General features: G+C 66.9%; 17 protein-coding genes. 2 read left to right on the top strand and 15 right to left on the bottom strand.

All coding sequences use genetic code 11. The features are described 5' to 3' along the window. Nucleotides 1-11: 11 nt before the first annotated feature. From R5O87_RS21900 to R5O87_RS21855, 10 genes are all read right to left on the bottom strand, one after another. Nucleotides 12-740: an ABC transporter ATP-binding protein gene (locus R5O87_RS21900; RefSeq protein WP_410554043.1), complete on the bottom strand. Its 729-nt coding sequence runs from the start codon at nt 738-740 to the stop codon at nt 12-14. A gap of 3 nt (nt 741-743) precedes the next feature. Further along, nucleotides 744-1,649 carry an ABC transporter permease gene (locus R5O87_RS21895; protein ID WP_410554042.1) on the bottom strand — a complete coding sequence of 302 codons (906 nt, stop codon included), beginning with the start codon at nt 1,647-1,649 and terminating at the stop codon, nt 744-746. Beyond that, nucleotides 1,646-3,673, bottom strand: a complete 2,028-nt coding sequence (locus tag R5O87_RS21890; RefSeq protein ID WP_410554041.1) for a glycosyltransferase — start codon at nt 3,671-3,673, stop codon at nt 1,646-1,648. The genes R5O87_RS21895 and R5O87_RS21890 overlap by 4 nt, the downstream gene beginning before the upstream one ends. Next, entirely contained in the window at nt 3,670-4,854 is a 1,185-nt protein-coding gene (glf, locus tag R5O87_RS21885) for a UDP-galactopyranose mutase (protein WP_410554040.1), read from the bottom strand. Before glf ends, R5O87_RS21890 begins: the two co-directional genes overlap by 4 nt. A gap of 111 nt (nt 4,855-4,965) precedes the next feature. Beyond that, nucleotides 4,966-6,054, bottom strand: a complete 1,089-nt coding sequence (locus tag R5O87_RS21880; protein WP_410554039.1) for a glycosyltransferase family 2 protein — start codon at nt 6,052-6,054, stop codon at nt 4,966-4,968. Then, nucleotides 6,051-7,265, bottom strand: coding sequence for a glycosyltransferase family 4 protein (locus R5O87_RS21875; protein WP_410554038.1), 1,215 nt, complete (start codon nt 7,263-7,265; stop codon nt 6,051-6,053). Before R5O87_RS21875 ends, R5O87_RS21880 begins: the two co-directional genes overlap by 4 nt. Continuing rightward, nucleotides 7,262-8,257 (bottom strand): Gfo/Idh/MocA family oxidoreductase, encoded by a 996-nt coding sequence (locus R5O87_RS21870; RefSeq protein WP_410554037.1) that lies wholly within the window; start codon nt 8,255-8,257, stop codon nt 7,262-7,264. Before R5O87_RS21870 ends, R5O87_RS21875 begins: the two co-directional genes overlap by 4 nt. Next, nucleotides 8,257-9,348 (bottom strand): DegT/DnrJ/EryC1/StrS family aminotransferase, encoded by a 1,092-nt coding sequence (locus R5O87_RS21865; protein WP_410554036.1) that lies wholly within the window; start codon nt 9,346-9,348, stop codon nt 8,257-8,259. Before R5O87_RS21865 ends, R5O87_RS21870 begins: the two co-directional genes overlap by 1 nt. After that, nucleotides 9,345-9,944, bottom strand: a complete 600-nt coding sequence (locus R5O87_RS21860; protein WP_387097828.1) for an acyltransferase — start codon at nt 9,942-9,944, stop codon at nt 9,345-9,347. Before R5O87_RS21860 ends, R5O87_RS21865 begins: the two co-directional genes overlap by 4 nt. 67 nt (nt 9,945-10,011) lie before the next feature. Further along, nucleotides 10,012-11,301 (bottom strand): nucleotide sugar dehydrogenase, encoded by a 1,290-nt coding sequence (locus R5O87_RS21855; protein ID WP_410554035.1) that lies wholly within the window; start codon nt 11,299-11,301, stop codon nt 10,012-10,014. Between the two features lie 239 nt (nt 11,302-11,540). Here R5O87_RS21855 and R5O87_RS21850 point away from each other — a divergent pair, with 239 nt between their 5' ends. Beyond that, nucleotides 11,541-15,692 (top strand): FtsK/SpoIIIE domain-containing protein, encoded by a 4,152-nt coding sequence (locus tag R5O87_RS21850; RefSeq protein ID WP_410554034.1) that lies wholly within the window; start codon nt 11,541-11,543, stop codon nt 15,690-15,692. On the opposite strand, the gene R5O87_RS21845 is transcribed toward R5O87_RS21850, so the two are convergent. Further along, nucleotides 15,689-16,186, bottom strand: coding sequence for a hypothetical protein (locus R5O87_RS21845; RefSeq protein WP_410554033.1), 498 nt, complete (start codon nt 16,184-16,186; stop codon nt 15,689-15,691). The two genes, R5O87_RS21850 and R5O87_RS21845, sit on opposite strands and share 4 nt — an antisense overlap. A 233-nt stretch (nt 16,187-16,419) precedes the next feature. Here R5O87_RS21845 and R5O87_RS21840 point away from each other — a divergent pair, with 233 nt between their 5' ends. Next, nucleotides 16,420-16,668, top strand: coding sequence for a WhiB family transcriptional regulator (locus tag R5O87_RS21840; protein WP_003804966.1), 249 nt, complete (start codon nt 16,420-16,422; stop codon nt 16,666-16,668). 82 nt (nt 16,669-16,750) lie between these two features. On the opposite strand, the gene R5O87_RS21835 is transcribed toward R5O87_RS21840, so the two are convergent. The 4 genes from R5O87_RS21835 to R5O87_RS21820 are packed head-to-tail and all read right to left on the bottom strand — an operon-like array spanning nt 16,751 to nt 25,153. Continuing rightward, on the bottom strand, nt 16,751-18,220 hold the full coding sequence (locus tag R5O87_RS21835) for a sensor histidine kinase (RefSeq protein WP_410554032.1): 1,470 nt from the start codon (nt 18,218-18,220) through the stop codon (nt 16,751-16,753). 36 nt (nt 18,221-18,256) lie between these two features. Beyond that, complete coding sequence (locus R5O87_RS21830; protein WP_410554031.1) at nt 18,257-23,110, bottom strand: NAD-glutamate dehydrogenase; 4,854 nt, start codon at nt 23,108-23,110, stop codon at nt 18,257-18,259. A gap of 58 nt (nt 23,111-23,168) precedes the next feature. Next, nucleotides 23,169-24,512, bottom strand: a complete 1,344-nt coding sequence (locus R5O87_RS21825; protein WP_410554030.1) for an AAA family ATPase — start codon at nt 24,510-24,512, stop codon at nt 23,169-23,171. Beyond that, nucleotides 24,509-25,153 carry an SAF domain-containing protein gene (locus tag R5O87_RS21820; protein WP_410554029.1) on the bottom strand — a complete coding sequence of 215 codons (645 nt, stop codon included), beginning with the start codon at nt 25,151-25,153 and terminating at the stop codon, nt 24,509-24,511. The genes R5O87_RS21825 and R5O87_RS21820 overlap by 4 nt, the downstream gene beginning before the upstream one ends. Nucleotides 25,154-25,205: the final 52 nt, after the last annotated feature.

The following is a 25,205-nucleotide window of genomic DNA, read 5'->3' as shown; positions in this document are numbered from 1 at the left end:
GTTGCGGGACGCTAGTGGCCGCGGAGCCGGCCGATCACGTCGGCAACCGGGCCGTCCATGATGACCCGCCCGTGTTCCAGCAGCACTCCGCGTTCGCAGACATGGGCCACCAGGTCGAGGTCGTGGCTCACCACCACCAGCGTCTTGCCGGCCGCGGCGAGTTCCTTGATCTTGGCGAGGCACTTCTTCTGGAACGGTTCGTCACCCACGGCGAGGATTTCATCGACCAGGAAGACGTCGGGATCCGTGTGGACCGCCACCGAGAACGCCAGCCGGAGGTACATTCCCGAGGAATAGAACTTGACCTCGGTGTCGATAAACTCGCCGATCTCGGCAAACTCGACGATGGAGTCGAACTTTTCCTTGATCTGGGCCTCCGTCATCCCGAGGATCGCGCCATTCAGGAAGACGTTGTCCCGCCCCGAAAGGTCAGGGTGGAACCCGGCGCCGACTTCGATCAGGCCGGCAACGCGTCCGCCGGTGCGCACAGTTCCGGAATCGGGGAGCATGACGCCGGAGATGTGCTTGAGCAGCGTTGACTTCCCGGACCCGTTCAGGCCCAGCAGGGCCACCGTTTCGCCATGCTCGACGTCGATGGACAGGTCCCGGAGCGCATGGAACTTCTTCGACAGGTCACCTTTGCGGCCCCGCAGGAGCCACACGAGGGCTTCCTTCAGTGACCGGGTGTGCCGCAGGACGAACTGCTTGTTGATGTTGCGGATTTCAATTGCGGTGGTCAAGACTCACAGCTCCTGTGCGAAGCGGCCCTCGAGCCGCCGGAAAGTCCACTGGCCGAGGAAAAGGATGGCAAGCGAGACCAGCAGCCCCACGGGAACCCACACAGAGACCAGATTCGGCGGGCTTCCCTCTGCCCCTGACGTCGTGGGCAGCCAGAAGGCATGGTGGAAACACTCCACCGCGATCGTGATCGGGTTCAGCTGGTAAACCGCGAACCAGGTTTCGCCCGCCTTGTCCAGGACCATCCGCCAGGAGTACAGGACCGGGGCAACCCAGGTGGCGATCAGCAAAATCAGGTCCACGAGGTTCTCTGAATCGCGGAAGTACACGTTGACCGAGCCGAAGAAGAGTCCCAGACCGGTGGCAAGCAGCGCAATCATGACAAAGCCGGCGACGGCGGTGACCGCCTCCAGCAAGCCTGGCCGCCAGCCGCTGAACAGGCAGGCCACCACAAGGACGAACAGCTGCGGGAAGAAATGGACCGCCGAGACCCACACCGAGGACACCGGAAACAGTTCCCTCGGCAGGTAGATTTTGTTGATCAGCCCGCTGTTGTTGACGATCGACCGGGTGGCCGTGCTCAGGGACTCGGTGAAGAAGTTCACCAGGATGATCCCGGAAAACAGGTAGACCGCGTAGTTGGGCAGTCCTCCCCTGTTGCTCGGGCTCTGCTCCAGTCCCAGGAAAACACCCAGGGCAATGTAGAAGGCAATGAACTGGACCCCGGGCTTGACGTAGGTCCACAGCAGGCCGAGGACCGAGCCCCGGTACCGGATCCTGAGCTCCTTGCGGACAAGGAGCTTCAGGAGGAACCGGGAACGGAACACGTCAACGAGCCCGTTCCCGGTACCCGGCGCCACCAGCGCCCGGCCGGAGTCCTGTTGGGTAGGAGAGGTGCGTCCGTTTGTCACTGACCGGGCTTCTGCTGCTCAGCCTCGGAGCCGGAGTTGGCCGCGAAGGTCTTGCGCCAGGCATCCGGAGACGTGAAGTTGGGCAGTTCCTTCTTGTAGGACGCGGAGAGCTCGTCCCACCGGGCCAGGACGCGGGTGTGCAGGGCAAGGCTGCGCAGCAGCTCCTTGCGGAAGCGGACGTTGTCGCGGCGGTACCAGGACGCGCCCGTACCGTCGGAAGCCGACACCAGTGCTGAATCCAGGTGCGAAAGGCGCCACCAGCGCGCATCCGCTGCCGGTACGACGGCCTCGGGGTGCTCTGCTGCGGCCGGGTCCACGGGGCGGAGCTGGCGGATTGCGCCGGACAGCGCGCTGGACAGGGTCTGCGCGAAGTTCTTGGGCCGCGTGGGAACCATGCCGAACTTGGGCAGGTGCAGCCGCTTGACCGCGGGGAACTGGGTGATGTCCTTGCTGACCTGGGCATCCGGGAACTCGGAACGGACCTTGCGGATCTCGGGGAGCTTGCCGCCGATGGTCCGGTGCAGGTGCGAGGGCCCGTCCAGCAGGTCCTTGAGGGCCCGGTTCCTCAATTCCACGGCCGAGTACTGGAGCGAAAGCAGGTGCCGGACGTCCTGGAGGAAGCTCTCAATCGGGAGACGGCCGCCCTTTTCGTACTGCGAGTACAGCATTGCCGCCACCCACCGGTTCCGCTGGTGGAAATAGGCCTGCCAGTCGATGGTGTCGTCTTTCTCGGTCCAGGGCATGTGCCAGACCGCGGCGCCGGGCAGGCTCACCGTCGTGTAGCCGTGTGCCTTGGCACGGATACCGTACTCGACGTCGTCCCACTTGATGAAGACGGGCAGGGCCAGCCCGATCTCCCGGATGATCGACGTCGGGATCAGGCACATCCACCAGCCGTTGTAGTCAACGTCGATCCGGCGGTGCATCCACGGGGTGGTGCGCAGGTTGCTGGAGGCAAAGTCATGGGCGCTCTGCGCCTCGCCAATGGGCTGGTACTGGAACCGGTACTCGTTGATGCCCTCGCCGAAGTTGTGGATCACGGAACGTTCAAAGAGGTTGAACATGTGGCCGCCGACGATCGTGGCGCTGCGGGTGAAGTCGGCGAAGTTGACTGCACGGAGGACGCCTTCGGTTTCCACGACGACGTCGTCGTCAAGGAGCATGACGTACTTGCTCTCGCCGCCCTCGACTGCCTCGTGCATGCCCCGGGCAAAGCCGCCGGATCCGCCGAGGTTGCCCTGCTCAACGAGCTTGAACTTGTCGCCGAGCACAGCCGCGGCTTCGTCGAACCCAGGCTCGTCGCGGACCTTCTGGTTGCCCTGGTCCGTAACGATGAGCCGGTCCATGACCGCCAGCAGATCCTCGGACTCGGCAAAGGTCCGCAGGTGCTTGACACAGTAGTCCGGCCGGTTGAACGTGGTGACCGCGATGGACAGCGACCCGGGGGTGAATCCCTCGGGCTGGGGAACAGACCAGTCGGCCTGCTTCAGCTTCACATCGGCGCCGTGGGCGACGAGGTCGAACCAGTACCAGCCGCCGTCGGCGAACGTGGTGAGTGAGAGGTCGCAGGTGGCCGTGGTGCCGCCCGTGACGTGCAGGCTCTGGACCCGGTTTGAGCTGCCGCGCGGGCTGGACTTGTAGACGATGACCGTCGCCTCGGCGTCCACCTCGATGCTCAGGCGGACCTGCTGCACATCGGTGTGGGCACGCCAGTAGCTGGCGGGGAACGCGTTGAAGTATGTTCCGAAGGAAACGCGGCGGTGCGCGGGCAGAGACAGTTCGCGGCGGCCCAGGATGAAGTCCGAACGCATCTCACTGCGGTGGGACACCAGCGGTGCGGCTGGGGTGCGCTTGCTCCCGGTGTCCTGAGACTCCACCACACGGCGGGCGGCGTCAAAGTCGACGTACAGCGGGAGTGTGTCGGTATCGCCGTCGACCGGGAAAACAACGCGGTGGACTGTCTTCCACACGGTCTTGTCAGTGCCCGGTTCGGTTCCCTGCCGGAACTCCGTCGCTACGCTCATGCGTCTACTCCTCCGCTTTCCAGCTTCGCACCGCCGCTGAAGTGCGGCTTGATCTTGTTGTCGAACATGCTCAGGGCCGATCCGATGGCCATGTGCATGTCGAGGTATTTATAGGTTCCCAGGCGGCCGCCGAACAGCACGGATTCCTCGCCGCGGGCGAGGTCGCGGTAGGCCAGGAGCTTCTCGCGGTCGACGGCGGTGTTCACCGGGTAGTAAGGCTCGTCGCCCTTTTCGGCAAAGCGGGAGAACTCCCGCATGATGACCGTGGCATCCTTCGTGTAGTCACGCTCGGGGTGGAAGTGCCGGAACTCGTGGATCCGCGTGTACGGGACGTCCTCGTCCGGGTAGTTCATCACCGAGCAGCCCTGGAAGTCCTCAATCGGAAGGACTTCTTCCTCCAGGTCGATGGTGCGCCAGGACAGGTCGCCTTCGGCGTAGTCGAAGTAGCGGTCGACGGGGCCCGTGTAGATGACCGGCACCTGGCCGCGCACGGCGTCCCGGCCGTATTCGCCGCCGTCGAAGAAGTCTGTGTTGAGGTGGACCTCGATGTTCGGGTGGTCGGCCATCCGCTCGATCCACGCGGTGTAACCGTCAACCGGCAGCCCCTCATACGTGTCGTTGAAGTAGCGGTTGTCGTAGTTGTAGCGGACCGGAAGCCGGGAAATGATTTCCGCGGGCAGATCCTTGGGGTCGGTCTGCCACTGCTTGCCGGTGTAGTACTTGATGAACGCCTCATACAGGGGCCGGCCAATCAGCTGGATCCCCTTGTCGTTCAGGTTCTGCGGATCGGTGCCCGCGAGTTCGCCGGCCTGCTCCTGGATGAGGGCGCGTGCCTCGCCGGGGCCCATGGAGGACCGGAAGAACTGGTTGATGGTGCCCAGGTTGATGGGCATGGAGTACACCTCGCCCTTGTGGCTGGTGTACACCTTGTGCTGGTAGCTCGTGAACGCCGTGAAGCGGTTGACGTACTCCCAGACCCGCTCGTTGGAGGTGTGGAAGAGGTGGGCACCGTACCGGTGGACCTCGATGCCGGTCTTGGCCTCATTTTCGCTGTATGCGTTGCCGCCGATGTGGTGGCGGCGGTCCAGGACGGCGACCTTCAGCCCCAGCTCCGTGGCGGCGCGTTCCGCGATTGTCAGGCCAAAAAAACCCGAACCGACTACGACGAGATCAGCGTTCACAACTCTCCTGTGTGTTTTTGGTGGCAGGGTTCAGCAGCCCTGTCTGCCGGGTCTAGACTACCCGATCCGCTTTACGTGGCCGGTATCGGGCGCTGGCCCGACCGGCCGAACCTAACGACGGACTGAGGTGATTTTTTCGGCGCCGTAGTACCTGAAATTGCTTTCACGCCGCAGGTTGTCCCACAGCCGTGGCGTCAGGATCTGCGTCCGGTAGCCTCCCGACGGCCAGGCTGTCAACCCGTTCGTAAAGCTCTCCAGGCTGGACTGGGGTGCTTCAGCGAGCCGCAGCAGCTCCAGCTCGGCGACGCTGAGCGGCCGCTCAACGGACGGAGCCACTGCCTTGATGGCATCCACCGCCGCAGCTAGCGCCGCCCTGTCCTCCGCGGTCCAGGGGAAATTGCCGCCGCGCCGGTACATCGCCGACAGGACGTGGACGCGGAGGATCTTAACAGCGATGGCGTGCCTGGCCGGGCCGGGCAGTTCCTGGACCCAACCGGCATTGACCACGTCCATCAGCGCCCGGAACTCTTCGGTTAGGGGCAGCATTTGGCCGGTCACCCGCTCCACGGCGTCCTCCCCTACTATGTAGGCGCTGCCGGGCCGGCCCATTTCGACCCTGCCCCCGCTGAACCACAGCCGGAGGCTGAAGTCGATGTCCTCCCCTGTTCGCAGCCCGCCTATAAACGCTATGCCGAGCCGCTCAATGGCCGCCATGCGCATGAGGCCAAGAGGCGCAGTCCGGTAGGCGATACGGTCGCGGACGGGATGCAACGGCCCGCGGCGCAACAGGCGCAGCCGCGGAGAGCGGATCGGCGTTCCGCCTTGCGTTCGCAACGGGGCGAGCACGGCATCGGCGCCGCTGGCGTCCGCCTGGGCAATCCACTGCGACAGAGCGCCCGCCTCCAGGTAATCGTCCGAGCCAAGGAGGGAGGCATAACGTGTCGCAACGGCTTTCAGCCCGGCATTCATGGGCCCGGCGGGCGAGGGAATACCGTCGGCGAATTCCAGAAGTTCCACGTGCTCCAGCGGAATTTCCGACAACAGTCTGCGGACGTCGTCCGCCGCAATCCCGTGGCACACCACAAGGACTTTCACCTGACCCGGGTTCCCAGCCGCAAGCGCCGAGCCTGCCGCACGGGCGATGGGCCGGTTCAGCTGGTGGACAGGGATCACGACCGTGACTGCGTAATCGCTGATCATCGGTTTCCGCCTGGGATCTGCCCGCTGGCCGCAGGTTCGGACCTGGCCACGGTCGAAAGCACTTCAGCGGCGGCATGCTGCCCTGAGGTTGCCAGCGACGCGTGCTGCAAAACCCAGCCTGCCCTCGCGTCCCGGCCGTCCGCGTTGCCGCCGGTTTTTTCGCCGGCGGCAACACGGCACATGGCTGCGGCGACGCTGTCCACGTCGTAGATGGCCGCTTCGCCGAGTCCGTTGCCGGAGACGAGCGCCGCGCCCTCCCCTGTTCCGGCGAAGACCACGGGCGTCCCGCAGCCCGCGGCGGCATAGATCTTGGTGGGCTTGGCAAAGTCGTACCCCTGGCCCGGTTTGATGCTGACCAGGGCCGCGGCGGCTCCGCGGATCCAGCGGGCCGCGTCGGCCGGCGGTATGACGCCGCCGAACGTCACGCGGCCCGGCGCTGTTTTCTCTGCGAGCTCTCTGAGGTGGGGCTCGTCGGCCCCCTGGCCGAAGAAGCGGATGCTGGCACCGGGGTGCTCGGCAAGCACGGCGGGGAGAGCGCGGATGAAGATATCGGCGCCCTGCCACTCGGACATGGTTCCGGTGTACACGAAGTACGGTCCGTCTGACCCGGCAGTCTCCCCCTCGGGCCCGAACACCGAGGTGTCAATACCGTTGCCGACGACGGTGATGCGGTTCCGCGGAACGCCGAACTGCTCGACTTTCTGCGCCACGGCGTCCGAGATGGCGATGACCTTGGCCGCCCTGCGCAGCGCAAAGCCCTCCGCGGCCCGCATGACGCGGATGACGACGGCGGGAACGTCCGTAGCGGACAACGCTTCGGTCCAGATGTCGGCGGCATAGTAGACGAATGGCCTGCGCCGCAGCGCCGATGTCAGCGCCACCACCACGCCGGTGGTGGGCGGCGGCTCGGAGACGACGACGTCTGCCGGCGAAAACAGCAGCCGGAAGAAGGCGGGCACGTCAAAGCTCATGTACTGCACGTAGCCGCGAACGTTTCCCCCGGCGTCCCGCAGCACGGGCCACCGGGAGACCTTGTACCGGGGCTTGAACGCCGGCGATCCCTTGGGCGGCCTGGTGGTGACGACACTAACGTCGGCATCCTTGGCCGCCAGGCCGTCCACGAGGGCTCTCAGCCGGAATGAGGCCGCGCCCACTTCCGGCGTGAAGAGCCGTGTTGCCACGGTGACCCTGACAGGTCGGTTTTCACTCACGAAGCAGCAATCTTCACGATCTGCCGGTTGGTGGCGGACTCGAGCACGGCTTCGGCCACACGGAGGGTATCCAGGCCTTCGCGCATGGTGACGACGTCGCTGCGCAGTCCGAGGACGGCGTCACGGAAGGCTTCGTGTTCGGTGCGCAGCGGTTCCGGCTTGGCGATGGCGAGCCGGGTGACGTTGCCTTCGGAGACGCCCCGGAACGCGGCCATGGACTCCCATTCGGTGGCGACGGTGCCGTTCTCGAAGAACGTCAGGTCGGCCGTGATGGTGTCTGCCACGAAGGCGCCCTTTTCACCGGTGACGATGGTGAGGCGTTCCTTCATCGGCGAGAGCCAGTTGACCAGGTGGTTGGTGATGACGCCGTTGCCGAGCTGTCCTGTCGCGGCGACCATGTCCTCGTGCGGGCGGCCGCTGCGGGTGGTGGTGCGGGCGAAGATCGACTCGAAGCGGCTTTGGGCCAGCCATGCGGTCAGGTCGATGTCGTGCGTGCCGAGGTCCTTGACCACGCCGACGTCGGCGATCCGGGCCGGGAAGGGGCCCTGGCGGCGAGTGGCGATCTGGTAGACATCGCCGAGCTCGCCAGCTTCGATCCGCTTGCGCAGCGACTGCAGTGCCGGGTTGAACCGTTCGATGTGGCCGACGGCGCCGACGAGGCCCTTGGCTTCGAAGGCGTCGACGAGGCGCTGACCGGCCTCGGCGCTGGATGCGATCGGCTTCTCCACGAGGGTGTGGACGCCGGCGTCGGCCAGGGCAAGGCCGACTTCCTCGTGCAAGCCGGTGGGCACGGCCACCACTGCCATGTCGATCCCCGCGGCAATGAGCTCGTCCACGGACGACAGGACGTCCAGCTGGCCGGCGACGCCGTGCGGGTCGCCGTAGGAGTCGGCAACGGCGACCAGGTCGACGCCGTCGAGCTCCCGCACCACGCGGGCGTGGTGGCGGCCCATCATGCCCAGGCCAATGAGGCCGACGCGCAGGTTAGCCATCAGGCACCTGCCTGGACGAGCTTGTTGACGGCGGTGACGATGCGGTCCAGGTCGTTCTGGCTCAGGGACGGGTGCACCGGCAGGGAGAGGACTTCCTTGGCGGCGGTTTCCGTGTTCGGCAGGTCCTCGGTGCGGTTGAACGAGGGCAGGCGGTGGTTCGGAACCGGGTAGTACACGCCGGTGCCGATGTTGTACTCCTCGCGGAGTGCCTTGGCCAGCCCGTCACGGTCCTCGGGCACACGGATCGTGTACTGGTGGTAGACGTGGGACGCGCCCTCGGCAACCTTCGGCGTGCCGACGCCCTGGAGGTTGGCGGTCAGGAAGGCGGCGTTCTGCTGGCGCTGCCCGGTCCAGCCGAGGACCTTCTTGAGCTGGACCCGGCCGATGGAGGCGTGCAGGTCGGTCATCCGGGCGTTGAAGCCCACGAGCTCGTTTTCGTACTGCTTTTCCATGCCCTGGTTCCGCAGCAGGCGCAGGTTCCGCTCCACACCTGCGTCGGGGGTGGAGACCATGCCGCCCTCACCGGAGGTCATGTTCTTCGTGGGGTACAGGCTGAACATCGCGAACTTGCCGAACGTTCCGACCTTCTGGCCGTTGAAGCTGGCACCGTGGGCCTGGGCGGCGTCCTCGTACAGGTCGATGCCGCGCTCTGCGGCGAGCTTGCCGAGGCCCTCGACGTCGAACGGGTGGCCGTACAGGTGCACCGGCATGATGCCCTTGGTCTTGTCCGTGATCAGCGAGGCGACGTGGTCCACATCCAGGGTGTAGTGGTCCAGTTCGATGTCGGCAAACACCGGGGTGGCCCCGGCCAGCGCCACGGAGTTGCCGGTCGCGGCGAAGGTGAACGAGGGGACGATGACCTCGTCGCCTGCCTTCACGCCGGCGGCCAGGAGCCCCAGGTGCAGGCCCGACGTGCCGGAGTTCACGGCCACGGAGGAGCGGCCGTCGAGGAGAACCTCGGAGAATTCCTTTTCGAATTCGGCGACCTGCTGGCCCTGGGCCAGCATTCCGGTGGCCAGAACGGCGTCGACGGCGGCCCGCTCGTCGTCGCCGATGATCGGCTTCGCCGCGGGGATAAAGTCGTAGCTCATGCGTTCTCCTCAGACTCTTTCAGGGAATTTCCGTCTTCAATGTATTTGGCACCGGTGGCGGGGCAGACCCAGAAGCCGCCCTCCTGGCGCAGCGGCTCGCCGGCCTTGCCCACCCAGCCAAGCCGCTTGGCCGGGACACCGGCCACCAGGGCAAAGGCCGGCACGTCCTTGGTGACGACAGCGCCGGCCGCAACCGTGGCCCAGCGCCCCACCGTCAGCGGGGCAACGCACACGGCGCGGGCACCGATGGATGCGCCGTCCTCGATGGTCACGCCCACCGGGGTCCAGTCGTGGGCGCTCTTGAGGGAGCCGTCGGGACTGACCGACCGCGGGTAGGTGTCGTTGGTCAGGACCACGGCCGGACCGATGAAGACACCCTTGCCGAGCTTGGCCGGCTCGTACACCAGGGCGTAGTTCTGGATCTTCGTGTTCTCGCCGATCTGCACGCCGGTGCCGACGTAGGCGCCGCGTCCCACGATGCAGTTCGCGCCGAGGTTCGCCTGTTCGCGCACCTGCGCCAGGTGCCAGATCTTCGTTCCCTCACCGAGGATGGCCTGGTCCGAAACGTCGGCGCTCGGAGCAATGGTCGTCGTCATACTTTGGTTCCTCTCAGAAGTGCCGCTGCGGCCTGGCCGCAGCGGCAAAGGCTGCCGCGAAGCGCTCTTAGGCCTTGCCGATAACGCGGTAAACGACACCGTCCCACTGGTCGGCGGAGCTCACCCGGCGGCCGTCGATGAAGGCCTTGATGCCAGGCAGGTCAGCCGGGGACAGCGTGCGGTATTCGGCATGGTCGGCCTGGACGATGGCTGCGTCAACGGGCTCACCAACGTGGTACGCGGTGAAGCCGAGCTTCTCGAGTTCAACGTCCGTGTAGAGCGGATCGTGGACCGTCACCAAGGCGCCGCGCTTCTCCAGGCTGGACACGGCGTCGAAAACGCCGGAGAACGCCGTCTCCTTCACACCGCCGCGGTAGGCGGCGCCCAGCACCACCACCCGGGCATCGGTGAGGTCGCCGTAGGCGCCCTCGAGCAGGCCCACCGTGTAGTCCGGCATGTCCGCGTTGGCGGCACGGGCGGCCCGGACCACCGTCGCCTCGGGGTCGTTCCAGAGGTACAGGCGCGGGTACACCGGGATGCAGTGGCCTCCCACGGCGATGCCCGGCTGGTGGATGTGGCTGTACGGCTGGGAGTTGGAGGCCTCGATGACCTGATAGATGTCAATGCCCGCGGTTCCGGCGAACCGGGCGAACTGGTTGGCCAGCCCGATGTTCACGTCGCGGTACGTGGTCTCGGCCAGCTTGGCCAGCTCGGACGCCTCGGCGGACCCCAGGTCCCACACGCCGTTCGGCCGGCGAAGGTCGGCACGCTCGTCGAAGTCCAGCACGGCTTCGTAGAACTCAACAGCCTTGGCCGCGCCCGCCTCGGACAGGCCGCCCACCAGCTTGGGGTACTTGCGCAGGTCCTCGAACACCCGTCCGGTCAGAACGCGCTCCGGGGAGAAGACGAGGTGGAAGTCCTGGCCTTCCACCAGCCCCGAGCCGGCCTCGAGGGCGGGCTTCCAGCGCGTACGCGTCGTTCCCACCGGCAGGGTCGTTTCGTAGGACACCAGGGTGCCCGGGGTCAGGTGCTTGGCCAGCTCGGCGGTGGCGCCGTCCATCCAGCCGAAGTCAGGCTTGGCGTCGGCGTCCACGAACAGCGGGACAACCAGGACGACGGCGTCGGCGCCGGGAACAGCCTCGGCATAGTCCGTGGTGGCGCGCAGCTTGCCCGCCGGGACCAGCTCGGAAAGTTTCTCCTGCAGGTGGGCCTCGCCCGGAAACGGCTCGGTCCCCGCGTTGATCAGCTCCACGACCTGCTGGTTGACGTCGACGCCGACAACGTCATGGCCCTTGGAAGCAAACTGGACAGCCAGCGGCAGCCCGATTTTTCCCAACGCAATTACAGCAATCTTCACGAGTCAGAAGCCTTTTCTCTCAGGACTGGCAGGCGGCAGCCACGCTGCCACACCCGGTTTTGCTTAACACTATCCGCTGACCGGACCTTACGCCGATTCCGCGAGTGCGTCGGCGTCGCACTCCCGCGCGCTGCGGAGAAGCCGCCCGGGTTATCCACATGGACGAATTCACGGCATCCGTTCCGGCCGTGGCGTCACTAGCGTGGTGCCCAGGTTTTCCCGAAGAACGGAGGTCCCCGGTGCAGCTGCAGTGCACGCTGGTGCGCGCCCCCGGGGCCGTTTCGGCCGGGTCCGGTCCCCCTGCCGGTCCGGTCGAGCTGACGGTGGCGGCACCGGACGGCTGCCCGGGGGCCGCCCTGGAGGCAGAGGTTCGGCGCAGTTTCGGGACGGGCGGCCTGACTGTTGCCGGCCTGCAGCTCAGGGGGCTGACGCTCGGCAGGCCGCCCCTGGTCAACGGGGCTGTCCTGGTGGACGGCCACGCCGGCAGCTCCGGGTTCGTGCACGGAGCTGCCGGCGAACTTCCCTCCGCCGTGCTCCTCGCGGTGGAGAGCGGCCCCGCGGCAGGGACTGTTCTTCCGCTGCGCCGGGGAAGCTACCGGATCGGCCGGACCAACGCCGACCTGACCATTCCCGATGCGGATCTCTCCCGGGAGCACGCCGGCATTGAGGTTTCGGACACAGCCCTGACCCTTGTGGACCTTGGCAGCATCAACGGAACCGAGGTGGATGGCAAACGGGTCTCCAAAACGCCCGTCGCCATCGGTTCCCGGATCCGCTGCGGCAACTCCTCCATGTCGGTCATGCTTGCTGCGCCGGCAGAGGCGGGCGATGCTGACCTGGGCTTTGCCGGGCGATCGGTGGCGGAGCCGCTGATCGTCCAGCGCCAGGCCGCTCCGGCAGGCAGGGCCGTTCTGGTTCTCGGGGCCATACTCCCCGTGATCATGGGGGTGTGGCTGGCGCTGGCGACGCGGTCGTGGATGTTTCTGGCTTTCACAGCCGTCTCGGCGGTGACACTCCTTGTCCCCGTGGCGTCGGGCTCCCGCCAGCGCCGGGAACTGAGATCGGCAGTCGCGGCGGCAGCTGAGCAGGACCTGGACCGACGACGGCGGTCGGCGCCGTCCGCTGCCGTCCTTGCGCTGGGCGCTGCGTTTCCCGGGCGGAGCCCAGCAGGAACGGGCCGGAGCCCTGCCGCAACCGGCAGCGCCGCCGAGGAGGAAACGTCCACGTCCACGGAAATTTCCGGGCCCAAGCCTGGCCCCGGCGTCTGGCTCCGTCTCGGACTCGCCGATCAACCGGCCAACATACGAATCGAACCGGATCTGCCGGGCTTCAGACCGCCCCGGCTCGGGGCGGTGCCGCTGCTCCTTGACCCGGGTCATGCGGTTGTTTCCGTCCGGGGTCCGGAAGCGGAAGTTCAGGGCCTGGTCCGCTCGTTCCTCATGCAGCTCACCGGGTATCCCCTGGCCAGGGGTACCCGGATCGCAATCCACGGGCCGGCTTCCGCGTTGCCGCTCGCGGCGCGGTTCCTTCCCGGCGTCTCACTTCACTCACGGGTTCCGGACATCATGGCGGCCCTGACGGACACCTCGGGCGAGACGGGCCTGCCCCGCGTCCTGCTGCTCTTCGGCGGTACAGCATCCGACGGGACGGGACTTGCCGGGCCAGCAGACGGCATCCGCGGGGCCGGCATCATCGCAACGGCCCGGAGACTGGGCTGGCGGGTTGTCCACCTCCCGGGTGCGGAACAGCAGCCGGCGGAGACCGACATAGAGCTCGGCGAGCGCGGAGCCGTGCTTCGGACCGGCAATGCATGTCACCGCTTCGTGGCTGACCTGGTGCCGGCCCGCGTTTTCGACCGCTATTGCCGGGCCTGCGGGCAGTCCATCCCCGGTGCGCCGGCGGGCGGACAGTCCGTCCCTGCACGCTGCGGGCTTAGAGGTCTCCTTGACCAGACGGCCGCTGCGACGGCCAAGCGCTGGGCGGCGGGCAGGCTGGAGCCAGGACTTACCGTCCCCCTGGGCCGCACGGCCCGGGGCGTGCGCGTCCTCGACCTTGAAGCAGACGGCCCGCATGTCCTCGTTGCGGGCACCACAGGTTCCGGGAAGTCGGAGCTGCTCCGCACCATCACCGCCGGGCTCGCGCTGAGCTATCCGCCGGACCGCGTCAATGTCATCTTCTTCGATTTCAAGGGCGGGTCGGGACTCAGTCCGCTGGTCAGCATTCCGCACTGTGTCGGCATGCTGACGGACCTTGCGAGCAGCCAACTGGGGCGCACGATTGTGTCACTTCGGGCGGAGGTCCGCAGGCGTGAGCAGCTGCTGGCCGCCGCTCACGCCCCGGATCTGGCCGCCTACCGCCTGTCCCCCTCCGGCGGTCCGCCGCTCCCCCAGCTGGTCCTCGTCATCGATGAGTTCCGGATGCTCGTAGAGGAAGCTCCCCAGACCCTGACCGAACTGATGAGGATTGCGGCCATCGGCCGGTCGCTGGGGATCCACCTGATCATGGCCACCCAGCGCCCGCAGGGAGCCCTCACGGCGGACATCCGCGCGAATGTCACGACGAGCATCGCCCTCCGGGTGCAGTCCGCACATGAATCGGCCGATGTGATCGGCACCAGTGCGGCCGCGGCGATTCCCGTCAACCGGCCAGGCCGCGCCTACCTGGCCAAGGGTGGCGAACCTGCCGAGGAGTTCCAGTCGGCATCACTTGGCTCCGCCGACGACGAGGTCTCTGCGTCCTGCCGGGTCAGAGTGCTTGAGGCCAGGGCGGCCCTGGCGATGCAGCCTTCCCTCCGCGGCTGCAGCCCTCCGCCGGAAACCCCGTCGGACGCTGCCGTGCCGGTGGTGGAGCTGACCGCCTCCCTGTGGGCCGGGATAGGCGGTTCCCCGGTGCACCGTCCTGTGGCTCCGCCGTTGCCGGACGTGCTGGCGGGCCCCGCTGACGTGGCAGCACTCACCGCGGAACGCCCCGTCGCGGGAACGGCCGGGGACTGGGCGGTAGGGCTGGGCTTGCTGGACCTGCCCGAGGAGCAGCGGCTCGCCGCCCTGACCTGGCGGCCCGGCGCAGAGGGGCATCTGGCGGTGATCGGCGCCGGATCCCGTGATGCGGCCCACGCAATGTCGGCGGCAACGCAACAGCTCCTGTCCCATCCCACGGAGTGCCACTTCTACGTCCTCGATGCAGACGGGTCCTTGACGGGCCTGGCTGGTGCGCACCGCACCGGATCCTTTGTGAGCCTCCACGACGTCCGCCGAGGCGTGCGCCTCCTGGAACGCCTGGCGGTCGAAATGTCGCAGCGCCTCAGCCGGCTTCCGGCGGCCTCCGGTCCGCCACTGGTGCTGGTCATTTCAGGCTGGGGCTCGTGGCTGTCTGCCCTCCGCGCCGGCCCTCTCACCCGCGCCGAAGACCATCTCCAGGACATCGTCCGGGATGGCCGCCCTGCCGGAATCACTGTGGTGATCTCCGGCGACCGCGAACTCGTGACATCGCGGTTCTTTCCGGCCATTCCCAACCGCCTCTACTGCCCGCGGGGCGCCAGCGCCGAGAGCAGGCTGGTGTGGCCCTCAATGCCCGAGGTTCCGTCAGTTCCCGGCCGCGCCGTCGCATCGGGTGCCTTGTCGGCCGGGCGCCAGGCGGCCTGCCAGCTGTATGCCCCGGGACGCGGATTTGCGGGATCCGGCAAGGGCACGGTCCTTAGCGACGCGATGCAGGGTCCGGTGCGGGTCAAGCCCTTCCGTATGGATCCACTTCCGGTGCGGCTTGCGGTGGCGGATGTGCTGTCCCGGTTGCACGGAACCGAGGGCGCAACCCAGCCCGGGCGTCCGGCCGCCCGGCGCCTGGTGGTCGGCATGGGCGGGGACGAACCCGCCCCTGCCGACGTACGCCTGCCGCAGGGCGCGGTCCTGGCCGTGCTGGGCAGCGCCGGTTCGGGCAAGTCATCTTTCCTGGCCTCACTGCCGGCGCTGAACCCGTCAGTGCCCGGGTGGCTGCGCCCCGGTCCGGCTCCGAGTCCTGGAGACTTTTGGACCAATATCCACCGCGATGCCGTGGAAGGCCGACTGCCGAGGGACGCCATACTCCTGGTAGATGACGCCGACATGCTGCCGGCCGCTTCCCAGCAGCACCTGATGGACCTGAACAGCCGCGGCTGGGCGGTAGTTTTCTCAGCCGCGTTCAGCCAGTCGCTGATGCAGCGGCTCCCCCTCGCGCTGGCAGCCCGCGCGAGCGGCAGAGGCATCCTCATTGCGCCCCGCAGTCCGCTTGACGGCGACATCTTCGGTCTGCGGATCGAGCCGGACTCCCATCCCCCGCCCGGACGCGCACTGCTCCTGGCGGACGGCGCCGCAATGCCCGTCCAGCTGGCAGCGGCCGACGATGTCAGGGGGCCCTAGAGTGCCGGCGGATCGGACGCGGCGCGGGAGGCGAAGCGAATCACGCGTTTGTCGAACAGCAGAACGATGGCCGTGGCGGCAGGGATCAGCATCACGGCCCCCGCTACCGGGAGTCCGCCGGTGAGGGTTGGGAAGCCAATGGTTAGCACGAACAGCTGGGCCACCAGCGCCCCCGCCCTTGGCCAGCGGAAACCACGGAAGAGGAACACGGCGACGGCGTACAGCCACGCCGCGAACGCCAGCAGCAGGCCGAGCGTAAAAACGGCACCCCAAAAGGACATGACGGGCGCCCCGCTGGCAAGCTGGAATCCGTACCAGCCTGCTGCGGCGAGCAGGACCGTGGCCTCAAGTGCCACAATCCCGGAGATCACGGCGACGGCGCGGGGACGGCCGGGCCCGGAAGGCGCTGCTCCTGCTGTTTCCCGGTCCTGCGGAGTACCGGGATTTCCGGCATCATCTGACGGGCCGGACGGGTCTTTTGGGGGTCTTGACACACTGGCACACTACCCGACATAGTCGACACACGGCGGGGCAGCCCGCTGATGTGATGCATCGCTCACGCTTCTAGGGTATTTCGTGGCCCCCTACCCCTTGTTTACACAGCGTTAACATGAAACGCTTGATCCAGATGACCAAGGGGGCCCTGCAGGGCCCCTTTCCTATGTAAGCCCTAGTGAATATTTTCACAAAGGCTATTGACTTCCCAGGAATGGAGTGACTGATCAGCATGGATTGGCGTAATCGCGCGGCCTGCCTCGACAAGGACCCGGAGCTGTTTTTCCCCGTGGGCAACACCGGCCCCGCGCTCTTGCAGATCGAAGAAGCCAAGAGCGTCTGCCGCCGGTGCCCGGTCGTTGACACCTGCCTGCAGTGGGCGCTGGAATCCGGACAGGATGCCGGCGTGTGGGGCGGCATGAGCGAGGACGAGCGCCGTGCACTGAAGCGCCGGGCCGCCAGGGCCCGCCGCGCTTCCTGACACGGCACAGCACCAGAGCAGTAAACACAGAGCAAAAGGCGACGGCCGCGGACCATGGGTCCGCGGCCGTCGCCTTTTGCTGTTAGCGGTTTGCCAGGCTCAGCACAATCTGCACGGCTGTGCCGCCGCCCTCGCGGGGCTGCCACTGGATGGTGCCGCCAAGTTCGCTGGTGACCAGCGTCCGGACAATCTGCAGCCCGAGACCCTCCACATGCGGCGTCTCCGGGAGGCCAACGCCGTCGTCCGCCACGGTGACGGTGAGCAGTTCCTCGCCGTCTTCGTTTGCCGAGCGGTCCGCGAGCAGCCACACCGTGCCGGTGCGCCCCTCCAGCCCGTGCTCGACGGCGTTGGTCACGAGTTCATTGATCACCAATGCCAGCGGCGTCGCAAAGTCGCTGGGAAGCTCACCGAACAACCCGGACCGCTGCGTCCGCACCTGCTGGGACGGTGACGCCACTTCCGCGGAGAGGCGGAACTGGCGTCCGATGAGTTCATCAAAGTCGACGCTCTGGGTCAGTCCCTGCGAGAGCGTCTCGTGCACGAGGGCAATCGTTGCCACGCGCCGCATGGCCTGTTCGAGCCCCTGCTTTGCCTCGTCGCTGACCATGCGGCGGGACTGCATGCGCAGCAGCGCGGCAACGGTCTGCAGGTTGTTCTTGACCCGGTGGTGGATTTCACGGATGGTGGCGTCCTTCGTCACCAGCTCCATCTCGCGGCGGCGCAGTTCGGACACGTCACGGCAGAGCACCAGCGCACCGAAGCGCTGCTGCTCGTCGCGGAGCGGGATGGCACGCAGCGACAGGCTGACGCCGCGGGATTCAATCTCGCTACGCCACGGCATCCGCCCGGTGACAACGAGCGGCAACGTCTCGTCCACCATGCGGCGGTCCTTCAGCAGGCCCGCCGTGACCTCGGCCAGCGAGCGCCCCTCGAGTGATTCGCCGTCGCCGAGGCGCCGGAACGCCGAGACCCCGTTCGGGCTGGCGTACTGGACGATCCCCTCGGCGTCGAGCCGGATCAGGCCGTCGCCCACGCGCGGGGCGCCACGGCGGGAGCCGGTCGGCGAGGCGAAGTCGGGCCAGAGACCCAGTGTGCCCATGCGCAGCAGGTCATAGGCACACTGGCGGTAGGTCAGCTCCAGCCTGGACGGCATCCGCGAGCTTGAGAGGTCCATGTGGGAGGTGACCACCGCCAGCGTCCGGCCGTTCCTGACCATCGGCACGGCCTCGACCCGCAGCGCCATGTCGCTGCTCCAGTTCGTCTCGCTGGAACGCTCAATGGTGCGGCTCTCCCATGCCTTGTCCACCAGCGGCTGCAGGTCCGACCGGATGCCCTCCCCGACGAAGTCGGCGTGGAACACCGTATGCGTCGTGGAGGGCCGGACGTGTGCCAGGGCAACGTAGCCGTGTTCCGGATGGGGGAACCAGAGTGCCAGGTCGGCGAACGCGAGGTCGGCCACCATCTGCCAGTCGCCCACCAGGAGGTGCAGCCACTCGGCATCCCCCGGCCCGAAATCAGCGTGCTCCCTGATGGGGTCCGTAAAGATTGCCACTGCACCTCCAGTTTTTCGACGGCGGGACCGAATGTCCTAGCGTCGGACGATTGACCTCAAGAGCCTCAATGCTACCGAGAGCGAGGCCATGTCGTCCGCTTCGAGGGCGTTGACCTCATCGAACATGCTCTTGGCGCGGCCCAGGTGTTCGGCATTCAGCTGCTCCCAGGCCTTGAGCCTGTCCTCGGCCGGCGACCCTCCGTCGGTCGAGTCCAGGACCGCGGTGGTCATGTCGGAGACCGTCGAGTAAAGGTCATCCCGCAGCGCGGCACGGGCCAGGGCCTGCCAGCGGTCCGCCCGGGGCAACGAACTGATCCGCTCCAGCAGTGAGTCCACGTGGAACCGGTTGAACACCGTGTAGTAGACGTTGGCGATGTCCTCCACCGGCTCCTTGCGGCTGTGCGCGATCTTCGCGATGTCCAGCAGGACAAAGCTCTCGAACAGCTCGGCCCAGCGGTGGCCCAGGTCCTCGGGCAGGCCCCAGGACCGTGCCTTCTCAAGCCAGGAAGCAACGCGCTCACGGTCGTCACCGCGCAGGTAGTCCAGCAGCCGGGCCCGCATGGGCTCCATCGGCGGCTTGAATTCGGCGACGATGTCGGCGATGGGCCGCGACGCGCTGCCCTGGGCCAGGACCCACCGCACCGCACGGTCCAGCAGCCGCCGGATATCGAGGTGGACGTTGCTCCAGTGCTCAGTGGGGAACGAGGCGGGAAGCTCGTTGAGCTCGGACACCATGACATCGAGTTCGTAGATATCCCGCAGAGCCACGAACGCCTTGGCCACAGCCACCTCGCTCGCCGAGGTCTCCTCCATGGTCCGGAAGGCAAAGGTGATGCCGCCCAGGTTGATCATGTCGTTGGCCACCACCGTTGCGATGATTTCCCGACGCAGCGGATGGGTGTCCAGTTCGGCGTCGAACTTCTCCCGGAGCTGCACCGGGAAGTACTGCCGGAGCGTCTCACGGAACCACGGGTCGTCGGCCAGGTCGCTGTCGCGCAGGGCCGTCGCCAGCTCAATCTTGGCGTAGGCGGCCAGCACTGACAGTTCAGGGGACGTGAGGCCCTGACCCTGTTCCAGGCGCTCGCGCAGAACGGCGGTGGAGGGCAGCGCCTCCAGGTCACGGTTCAGGTCCGCCGTCTTCTCCAGCCAGTCCATCAGCCGCTCGTAGCTCGGGCTCCATTCGGCAACCTTCTGCCGGTCGTTCAGCAGGAGGATGTTCTGGTCGATGTTGTCTTCCAGGACCAGGCGTCCCACCTCGTCGGTCATGGCGGCAAGGAAGTCCGAGCGCTCGGCGGCGTCGAACTTGCCCGCGGCCACCATCCGGTCCACGAAGATCTTGATGTTGACCTCGTGGTCGGAACAGTCCACGCCGGCGGAGTTGTCGATGGCATCGGTGTTCAGGATGACCCCTTGCAGCGCCGCTTCGATGCGGCCGCGCTGCGTCATGCCGAGGTTTCCGCCCTCGCCCACAACCTTGACCCGAAGGTCGCGGCCGTCCACCCGGATGGCGTCGTTGGACTTGTCGCCCACCATGGCGTGCGTTTCTGAACTGGCCTTGACGTAGGTGCCGATGCCTCCGTTGTACAGCAGGTCAGCGGGGGCGAGCAGGATGGCGCGCAGGAGTTCGGGCGGGCTGAGCTGGGTCGTGTCCTCGGCCAGGCCAAGGGCGGACCGGACCTGCGGCGAGACCGGGATCGACTTCGCCTGACGCGGGTAGACGCCGCCGCCTTCGCTGATCAGGCTCTTGTCGTAGTCGTCCCAGGACGACCGGGGCAGCTCGAACAGCCGCTGCCGCTCCGCGTAGGAGCTTGCCTCGTCCGGGTTCGGGTCGAGGAAAATGTGCCGGTGGTCAAACGCAGCGAGCAGCCGGATGTGCTTGGACAGGAGCATCCCGTTACCGAAGACGTCACCGGACATGTCGCCGACGCCCACCACGGTGAAGGGCTCGGACTGCGTGTCCAGGTCCAGCTCGCTGAAGTGGCGCTTGACCGACTCCCAGGCACCCCGGGCGGTGATGCCCATGGCCTTGTGGTCGTATCCCACCGAACCGCCGGAGGCGAAGGCGTCGCCCAGCCAGAATCCGTAATCGGCGGCCAGGCCGTTGGCGATATCAGAGAAGGATGCCGTGCCCTTGTCCGCAGCGACCACCAGGTAGGAGTCGTCGCCGTCGTGCCGTACAACGCTCGACGGCGGGACGAGCCGTTCGCCGTCGGCTCCCGTCACGAGGTTGTCCGTGACGTCCAGCAGTCCCCGGATAAACGTCTTGTAGCTTTCGATGCCCTCCGCCATCCAGGCCGACCTGTCCTTCGCGGGATCCGGCAGCCGCTTGGCGAAGAAGCCGCCCTTGGCGCCCGTCGGAACGATCACGGCATTCTTGACCGTTTGCGCCTTGACCAGGCCCAGGATTTCCGTCCGGAAGTCCTCCCGCCGGTCCGACCAGCGGAGACCGCCGCGTGCCACCTTGCCGAAGCGCAGGTGAACGCCCTCCACCCGGGGCGAGTAAACCCAGATTTCGAACATCGGCCGCGGGAAGGGCAGCCCCTCGATGGCTGAGGGGTTGAGCTTGAAGCTCAGGTGCGGCTTGTCCTGGTAGAAGTTGGTGCGCAGCGTTGACTCGATCAGGTTCGTGAAGGTCCGCACCACCCGGTCGGCGTCCAGGGTGGCGACACTGTCGATCGACGACGACAGCTCAGCGCGGACCTTTTCCTGCCGTTCGGTCCGCTCCAGCTCGGTCAGCGCCGGATCGAAGCGTGCCTCAAACAGTGCACTGAGCCCGCGGGTGACCTCCGGGTTGGCCAGCAGGGTGTCGGCCATGAACTCGAACGAGTTGGTGTTTCCCATTTGCCGCATGTACTTCGCGTAGGCCCGCAGCACGATGACCTGGCGCCACGTCATGCCCTCACGAAGCACCAGCCGGTCAAAGCTGTCGGATTCGACGGCACCGGAAACGGCCGCGCCGAAGGAGTCCGCCAGCAGCCGTCCCGTGGACACCGGGTCCACCCCGGCGGGGTACTTCAGCCCGAGGTCGTAGAGGAAGAAGTCCCGGCGGTCGGCGGTCTCGATCTCGAACGGCCGCTCGTCCAGCACCTCCAGCCCCAGGTTGTGGAAGTAGGGCAGGATCTGGCTCAGGCTCTTCGGTTCCAGCATGTAGAGCTTGACCCTGGCGTCTTCTTCGAGGGTGGCGCCTGCGCCTTCGGGAAGGTAGACATGGACGCCCGGCCGCTCCTGCCGGGCGCCAGCCACGCGCTCGGCTTCGGCCCCGTACTGTTCAAACCGGGCGATGTCCTCGAGGGCATCTTCGATTTCGTAGTCGACGCGGTAGCTGGCCGGGAAAGCCTCGGCCCAAATGGCCGCGAGTTCATTGGCACCGTCGTCGGCGCTGCGCTCGCGGAGTACCTCGGCGATCCCTTCACTCCAGGACCGGGCGGCACGGACCAGCCGCTGTTCCAGCGCATCGGTGTTGACGTGACTGACGTCCGCGCCCTTGGGCAGCCGGATCCGGAAAAACAGGCGGGCGAGGGCCGATTCGGTCATCCTCGCCTCGTAGTCGATGGACTCGGCGCGGAAGGTCTCGCGGAGTTCCTGCTCGATCCTCAGCCGGACGTTGGTGGTGTACCGGTCGCGGGGGAGGTAGACGACGGCGGACATGAACCGCCCGTAGATATCCGGCCGGAGGAACAGCCGGGTCCGGCGGCGTTCCTGCAGCCGCTGGATTCCCGTTGCCGTCGCGGCGAGGTCGGGAATTTCGATCTGGAAGAGCTCGTCACGGGGGTACGTTTCCAGGATGCCCAGCAGATCCTTCCCGGAATGCGAGTCCGGCGGAAAACCGGCGCCGCGCAGGACGGCCTCGACCTTTTCCCGGACAATCGGGATGTTGCGCACGGAGTCGGTGTAGGCGCTGGTGGCAAACAGTCCGATGAAGCGCTGTTCACCGTTGACGTTGCCGGCGGCATCGAAGCTTTTCACGCCGATGTAGTCCAGGTACGCGGGCCGGTGCACCGTTGAGCGGGAATTTGCCTTGGTGATGACCAGGGCACGCTTTTCGCGGGCCTTGCGCCGGCCGGCGTCAGTGAGGTGCTGCACCTGGTGGGTGTCGTGGTGCGCCCGCAGCAGGCCCAGGCCGCTGTCCTCGCGCAATTCCAGGACATCCTCGCCTTCTTCGTTGATCAGGTCGTATTCCCGGTAGCCGAGGAAGGTGAAGTTGCCTTCGTCCAGCCAGCGAAGCAGATCCTGCGCCTGGCGCAGCTCTGCGATCTGCGTCGGATGCGCCACCTTGTCCAGATCCTTGGCGATTTGCAGTGCCTTGTTGCGCATTTTCGGCCAGTCTTCGACGGCGGCCCGAACGTCACCCAGGACCCGTTCCAGCCCTTCCTGCAGCTGCTCGGCCGCCTGGTCACTGGCTCGGCCGATCTCGACGGCAATCCATGACTCCATGTGGGATGCGTTGTCGCCCTGCGCAATCAGGTGGGACAGGACGGGCAGCGCCGCGGTGTCGCCGCTGGAGATGCCGATGCTGGACGGGACCCTGTCCACCTTGACGAGCTCGTTGGTTTCGCGGTTGCGCGTGACCACGAACATCGGGTGCTGCACAAGGTGGATGGCCGAGTTCTGGCGGACCAGCTCGGCGTTGACCGAATCCACCAGGAACGGCATGTCGTCGGTGACGATGTAGACAACGCTGCGGTCGCCCTCAGGAACGATTGAGATGTTGGCGGTGCCCGGCCGGCGTTCAAAACCGACGGCGCGGTGGGTCTCAGCCCGGGCCGTCAGCAGCTCGTGCGGATAAGCCCGCGCGTCCTCCTCCGCCAGATGCTCGTAGTAGTCCGCAAAGAAGCCTTCCTCGGCTCCGATTGAACGGGACTGATCCTCCACGCTGGACCCAGACGACATCGACACACGCCTCCATCACACAGTTTGCGGCTGCTTCCTTGCAGCCCTCACCGTGAGCCTAGCCCGTCAGCCTGCGCCTTGCTGTGGAGGAGAACACAGAGGATCTGCGTTTTTGCTGGACAGGTGCACAAACCAATTCCGCGATTGCCGTCCTCAGCCGGGATTCCGGGGCTGATTCCAGCAATAGCGAGCCGGACAGTAGCGCCGCGTCTGTAGCGTCCGGATCCCATGGGAGGAAGGCCTTAATCCCCGCCGACGGGCCGAACCGGTCCCACGCCTCGCGGAGCTGACGTTCCGGCGAACGGCCCACTGCCGAGGCCCGGACCTTGTTCAGCACCACCTCGGGGCTAACCCCCGGCAGCGAACCTTCGAGTTCCGCCAGCCCCCTGACAAGGCGGGGAACACCGATGGGGTCCGCCGACCCCACCGCGATCACCGAATCGGCGAGCTCAAGGCTCCTGAGCGTGGCCGCGTTGCGTCGCGGGGCCATGGTGTCGAAGCTCAGCTCCTCGTCGGCCTCAAGGCAAAAGCCGGCGTCGACCACGATGACCTCGGCCATCTCACGCGCCCGGTCCAAAACAAGCGCCAGCGCTGCCGCGCGCAGCTCGGTCCAGCGGTCGGCCCGGGTTATCCCGGTCAGTACCCGGAAAGCCCCGCTCGTGGCTGTGACCGGAACGGCGACGCGAAGCAGTGCTTCCCGGTCCAGCAGTCCCTGGTCGGCCAGCCGGCAGGCCTGGGCCAGACCTGCCGCTTCGTCGAGGAGCCCGAGGACACCGGCGACGCTTGCCCCATAGCTGTCGGCGTCGACCAGCAGAACTGACTTGCCTTGCGCAGCCAGCTCCCCTGCGATGTTGACGGCAACCAGTGTCCTGCCAGGCGCGCCGGCCGGCCCCCACACAGCCAGGACCCTGCCGGTTCCGACCTGCGCCGGCTCCGGTTCGGCGTCGACAGCCTCCGGGCGAAGGGCCGCGCCGGCATCGGCGAAACCCGTGCTGTAACCGGGGCCCGCACTGTAAGCCGAACCGGCTGGGTTCAGCCCTGTCGGCCCCGGCCCGGCATGCCTGCTGACGGCGTCGGCAATACTCTCCGCCAGTGCCGTGGATTCAACGGTCGAAGGCGCCGCCGTGACTCCGATGCCGCGAAGCCTCAACCGCTCCTCGGGGCTGTCGGTCAGGGCAATGATGACCACGCCCACGGCGGCGAGCCTGTCCACCAGCGAGGCTGTCAGGTCCGGACTTCCCTCGGCAACAACGGCAGCCCGGGCAAGTCCGCTCTGGCAGGCGGCCAGCAGCTCCGCGAGCTCCGCGCAACGCCGCACCACGGTGACAGGACCGTGGAGCCGTTCAAGCCCGCCAACCAGGTCCTCCTGCGACTCACCAACGGTGACTACGGGGATGCTCACTTGGCGGCCCCGCCGGGATTCCACACCACGGAGATTTTGGCCTCGTTGGCCTGCGCGCCGAGGAGCGAGGCCATCTGCCCGTCCCCCACCAGGACCATCAGGACGGTGGATTTCGAAGCCCCAAGAGCGGTGGATCCTTGTGATACCTCTGCGATCTCGGCGCCCGGCAGCAGCAGCTTTGGTTCGGCAAAGCCGTTCCGGGCGTCAGGCATGGAGACCCAGACGTCCACCCGGGTTCCAGCGACCGCCTGTTCCGGCAGGGCCTCCTGGACGGTGACGGCCACCGGCTTTCGGTCCAGGGCATCCACGCTGCCCAGGCTTTCCCGGGGAATGAGCTGGTCCTTGGCGATCCGCTGGACAGCCACCCGACCCTCGGGAATACCTGACTCCGCCGTGACATAGTGCGCCTCGACGTCGCCCAGGCGCACCTTGACCCGGCTGATGTTTTCAGGCGTGAGTTTCTGGCCGACGGCGATTGGTTCACGGGCGGCGAATACCTCGGTGGTGCGGTCAGCGCTGCCGACGAGGGCAACGACTCCGACGACAGAGGCGAGCACCAGGAGCACACCCACCAGCAGCCTCGGGTCCTTCCAGGAAGGCTTCTTCAGCCGGGCTCCGGTGGCCGCCGTGCTTGCACTCATGCGTACTGCTCCCCCTTGACGCCTGGGCGCTTCCGCAGCGCCGGTCATGAAC

Origin of the sequence: Arthrobacter globiformis, from assembly GCF_046536215.2 — a bacterium.
Lineage (GTDB): Bacteria > Actinomycetota > Actinomycetes > Actinomycetales > Micrococcaceae > Arthrobacter > Arthrobacter globiformis_E.
Note: the sequence above shows the minus strand (reverse complement) of the source record. Positions and strands in the feature narration are given on the sequence as shown.

Bases quoted from the DNA above. Each gene is read 5' to 3' on its own strand.
- R5O87_RS21830 (WP_410554031.1), bottom strand. From the start codon at position 23,110: ATGTCGTCTGGGTCCAGCGTGGAGGATCAGTCCCGTTCAATCGGAGCC.
- R5O87_RS21890 (WP_410554041.1), bottom strand. From the start codon at position 3,673: ATGAGCGTAGCGACGGAGTTCCGGCAGGGAACCGAACCGGGCACTGAC.
- R5O87_RS21880 (WP_410554039.1), bottom strand. From the start codon at position 6,054: ATGATCAGCGATTACGCAGTCACGGTCGTGATCCCTGTCCACCAGCTG.
- R5O87_RS21860 (WP_387097828.1), bottom strand. From the start codon at position 9,944: ATGACGACGACCATTGCTCCGAGCGCCGACGTTTCGGACCAGGCCATC.
- R5O87_RS21870 (WP_410554037.1), bottom strand. From the start codon at position 8,257: ATGGCTAACCTGCGCGTCGGCCTCATTGGCCTGGGCATGATGGGCCGC.
- R5O87_RS21865 (WP_410554036.1), bottom strand. From the start codon at position 9,348: ATGAGCTACGACTTTATCCCCGCGGCGAAGCCGATCATCGGCGACGAC.
- R5O87_RS21820 (WP_410554029.1), bottom strand. From the start codon at position 25,153: ATGAGTGCAAGCACGGCGGCCACCGGAGCCCGGCTGAAGAAGCCTTCC.
- R5O87_RS21840 (WP_003804966.1), top strand. From the start codon at position 16,420: ATGGATTGGCGTAATCGCGCGGCCTGCCTCGACAAGGACCCGGAGCTG.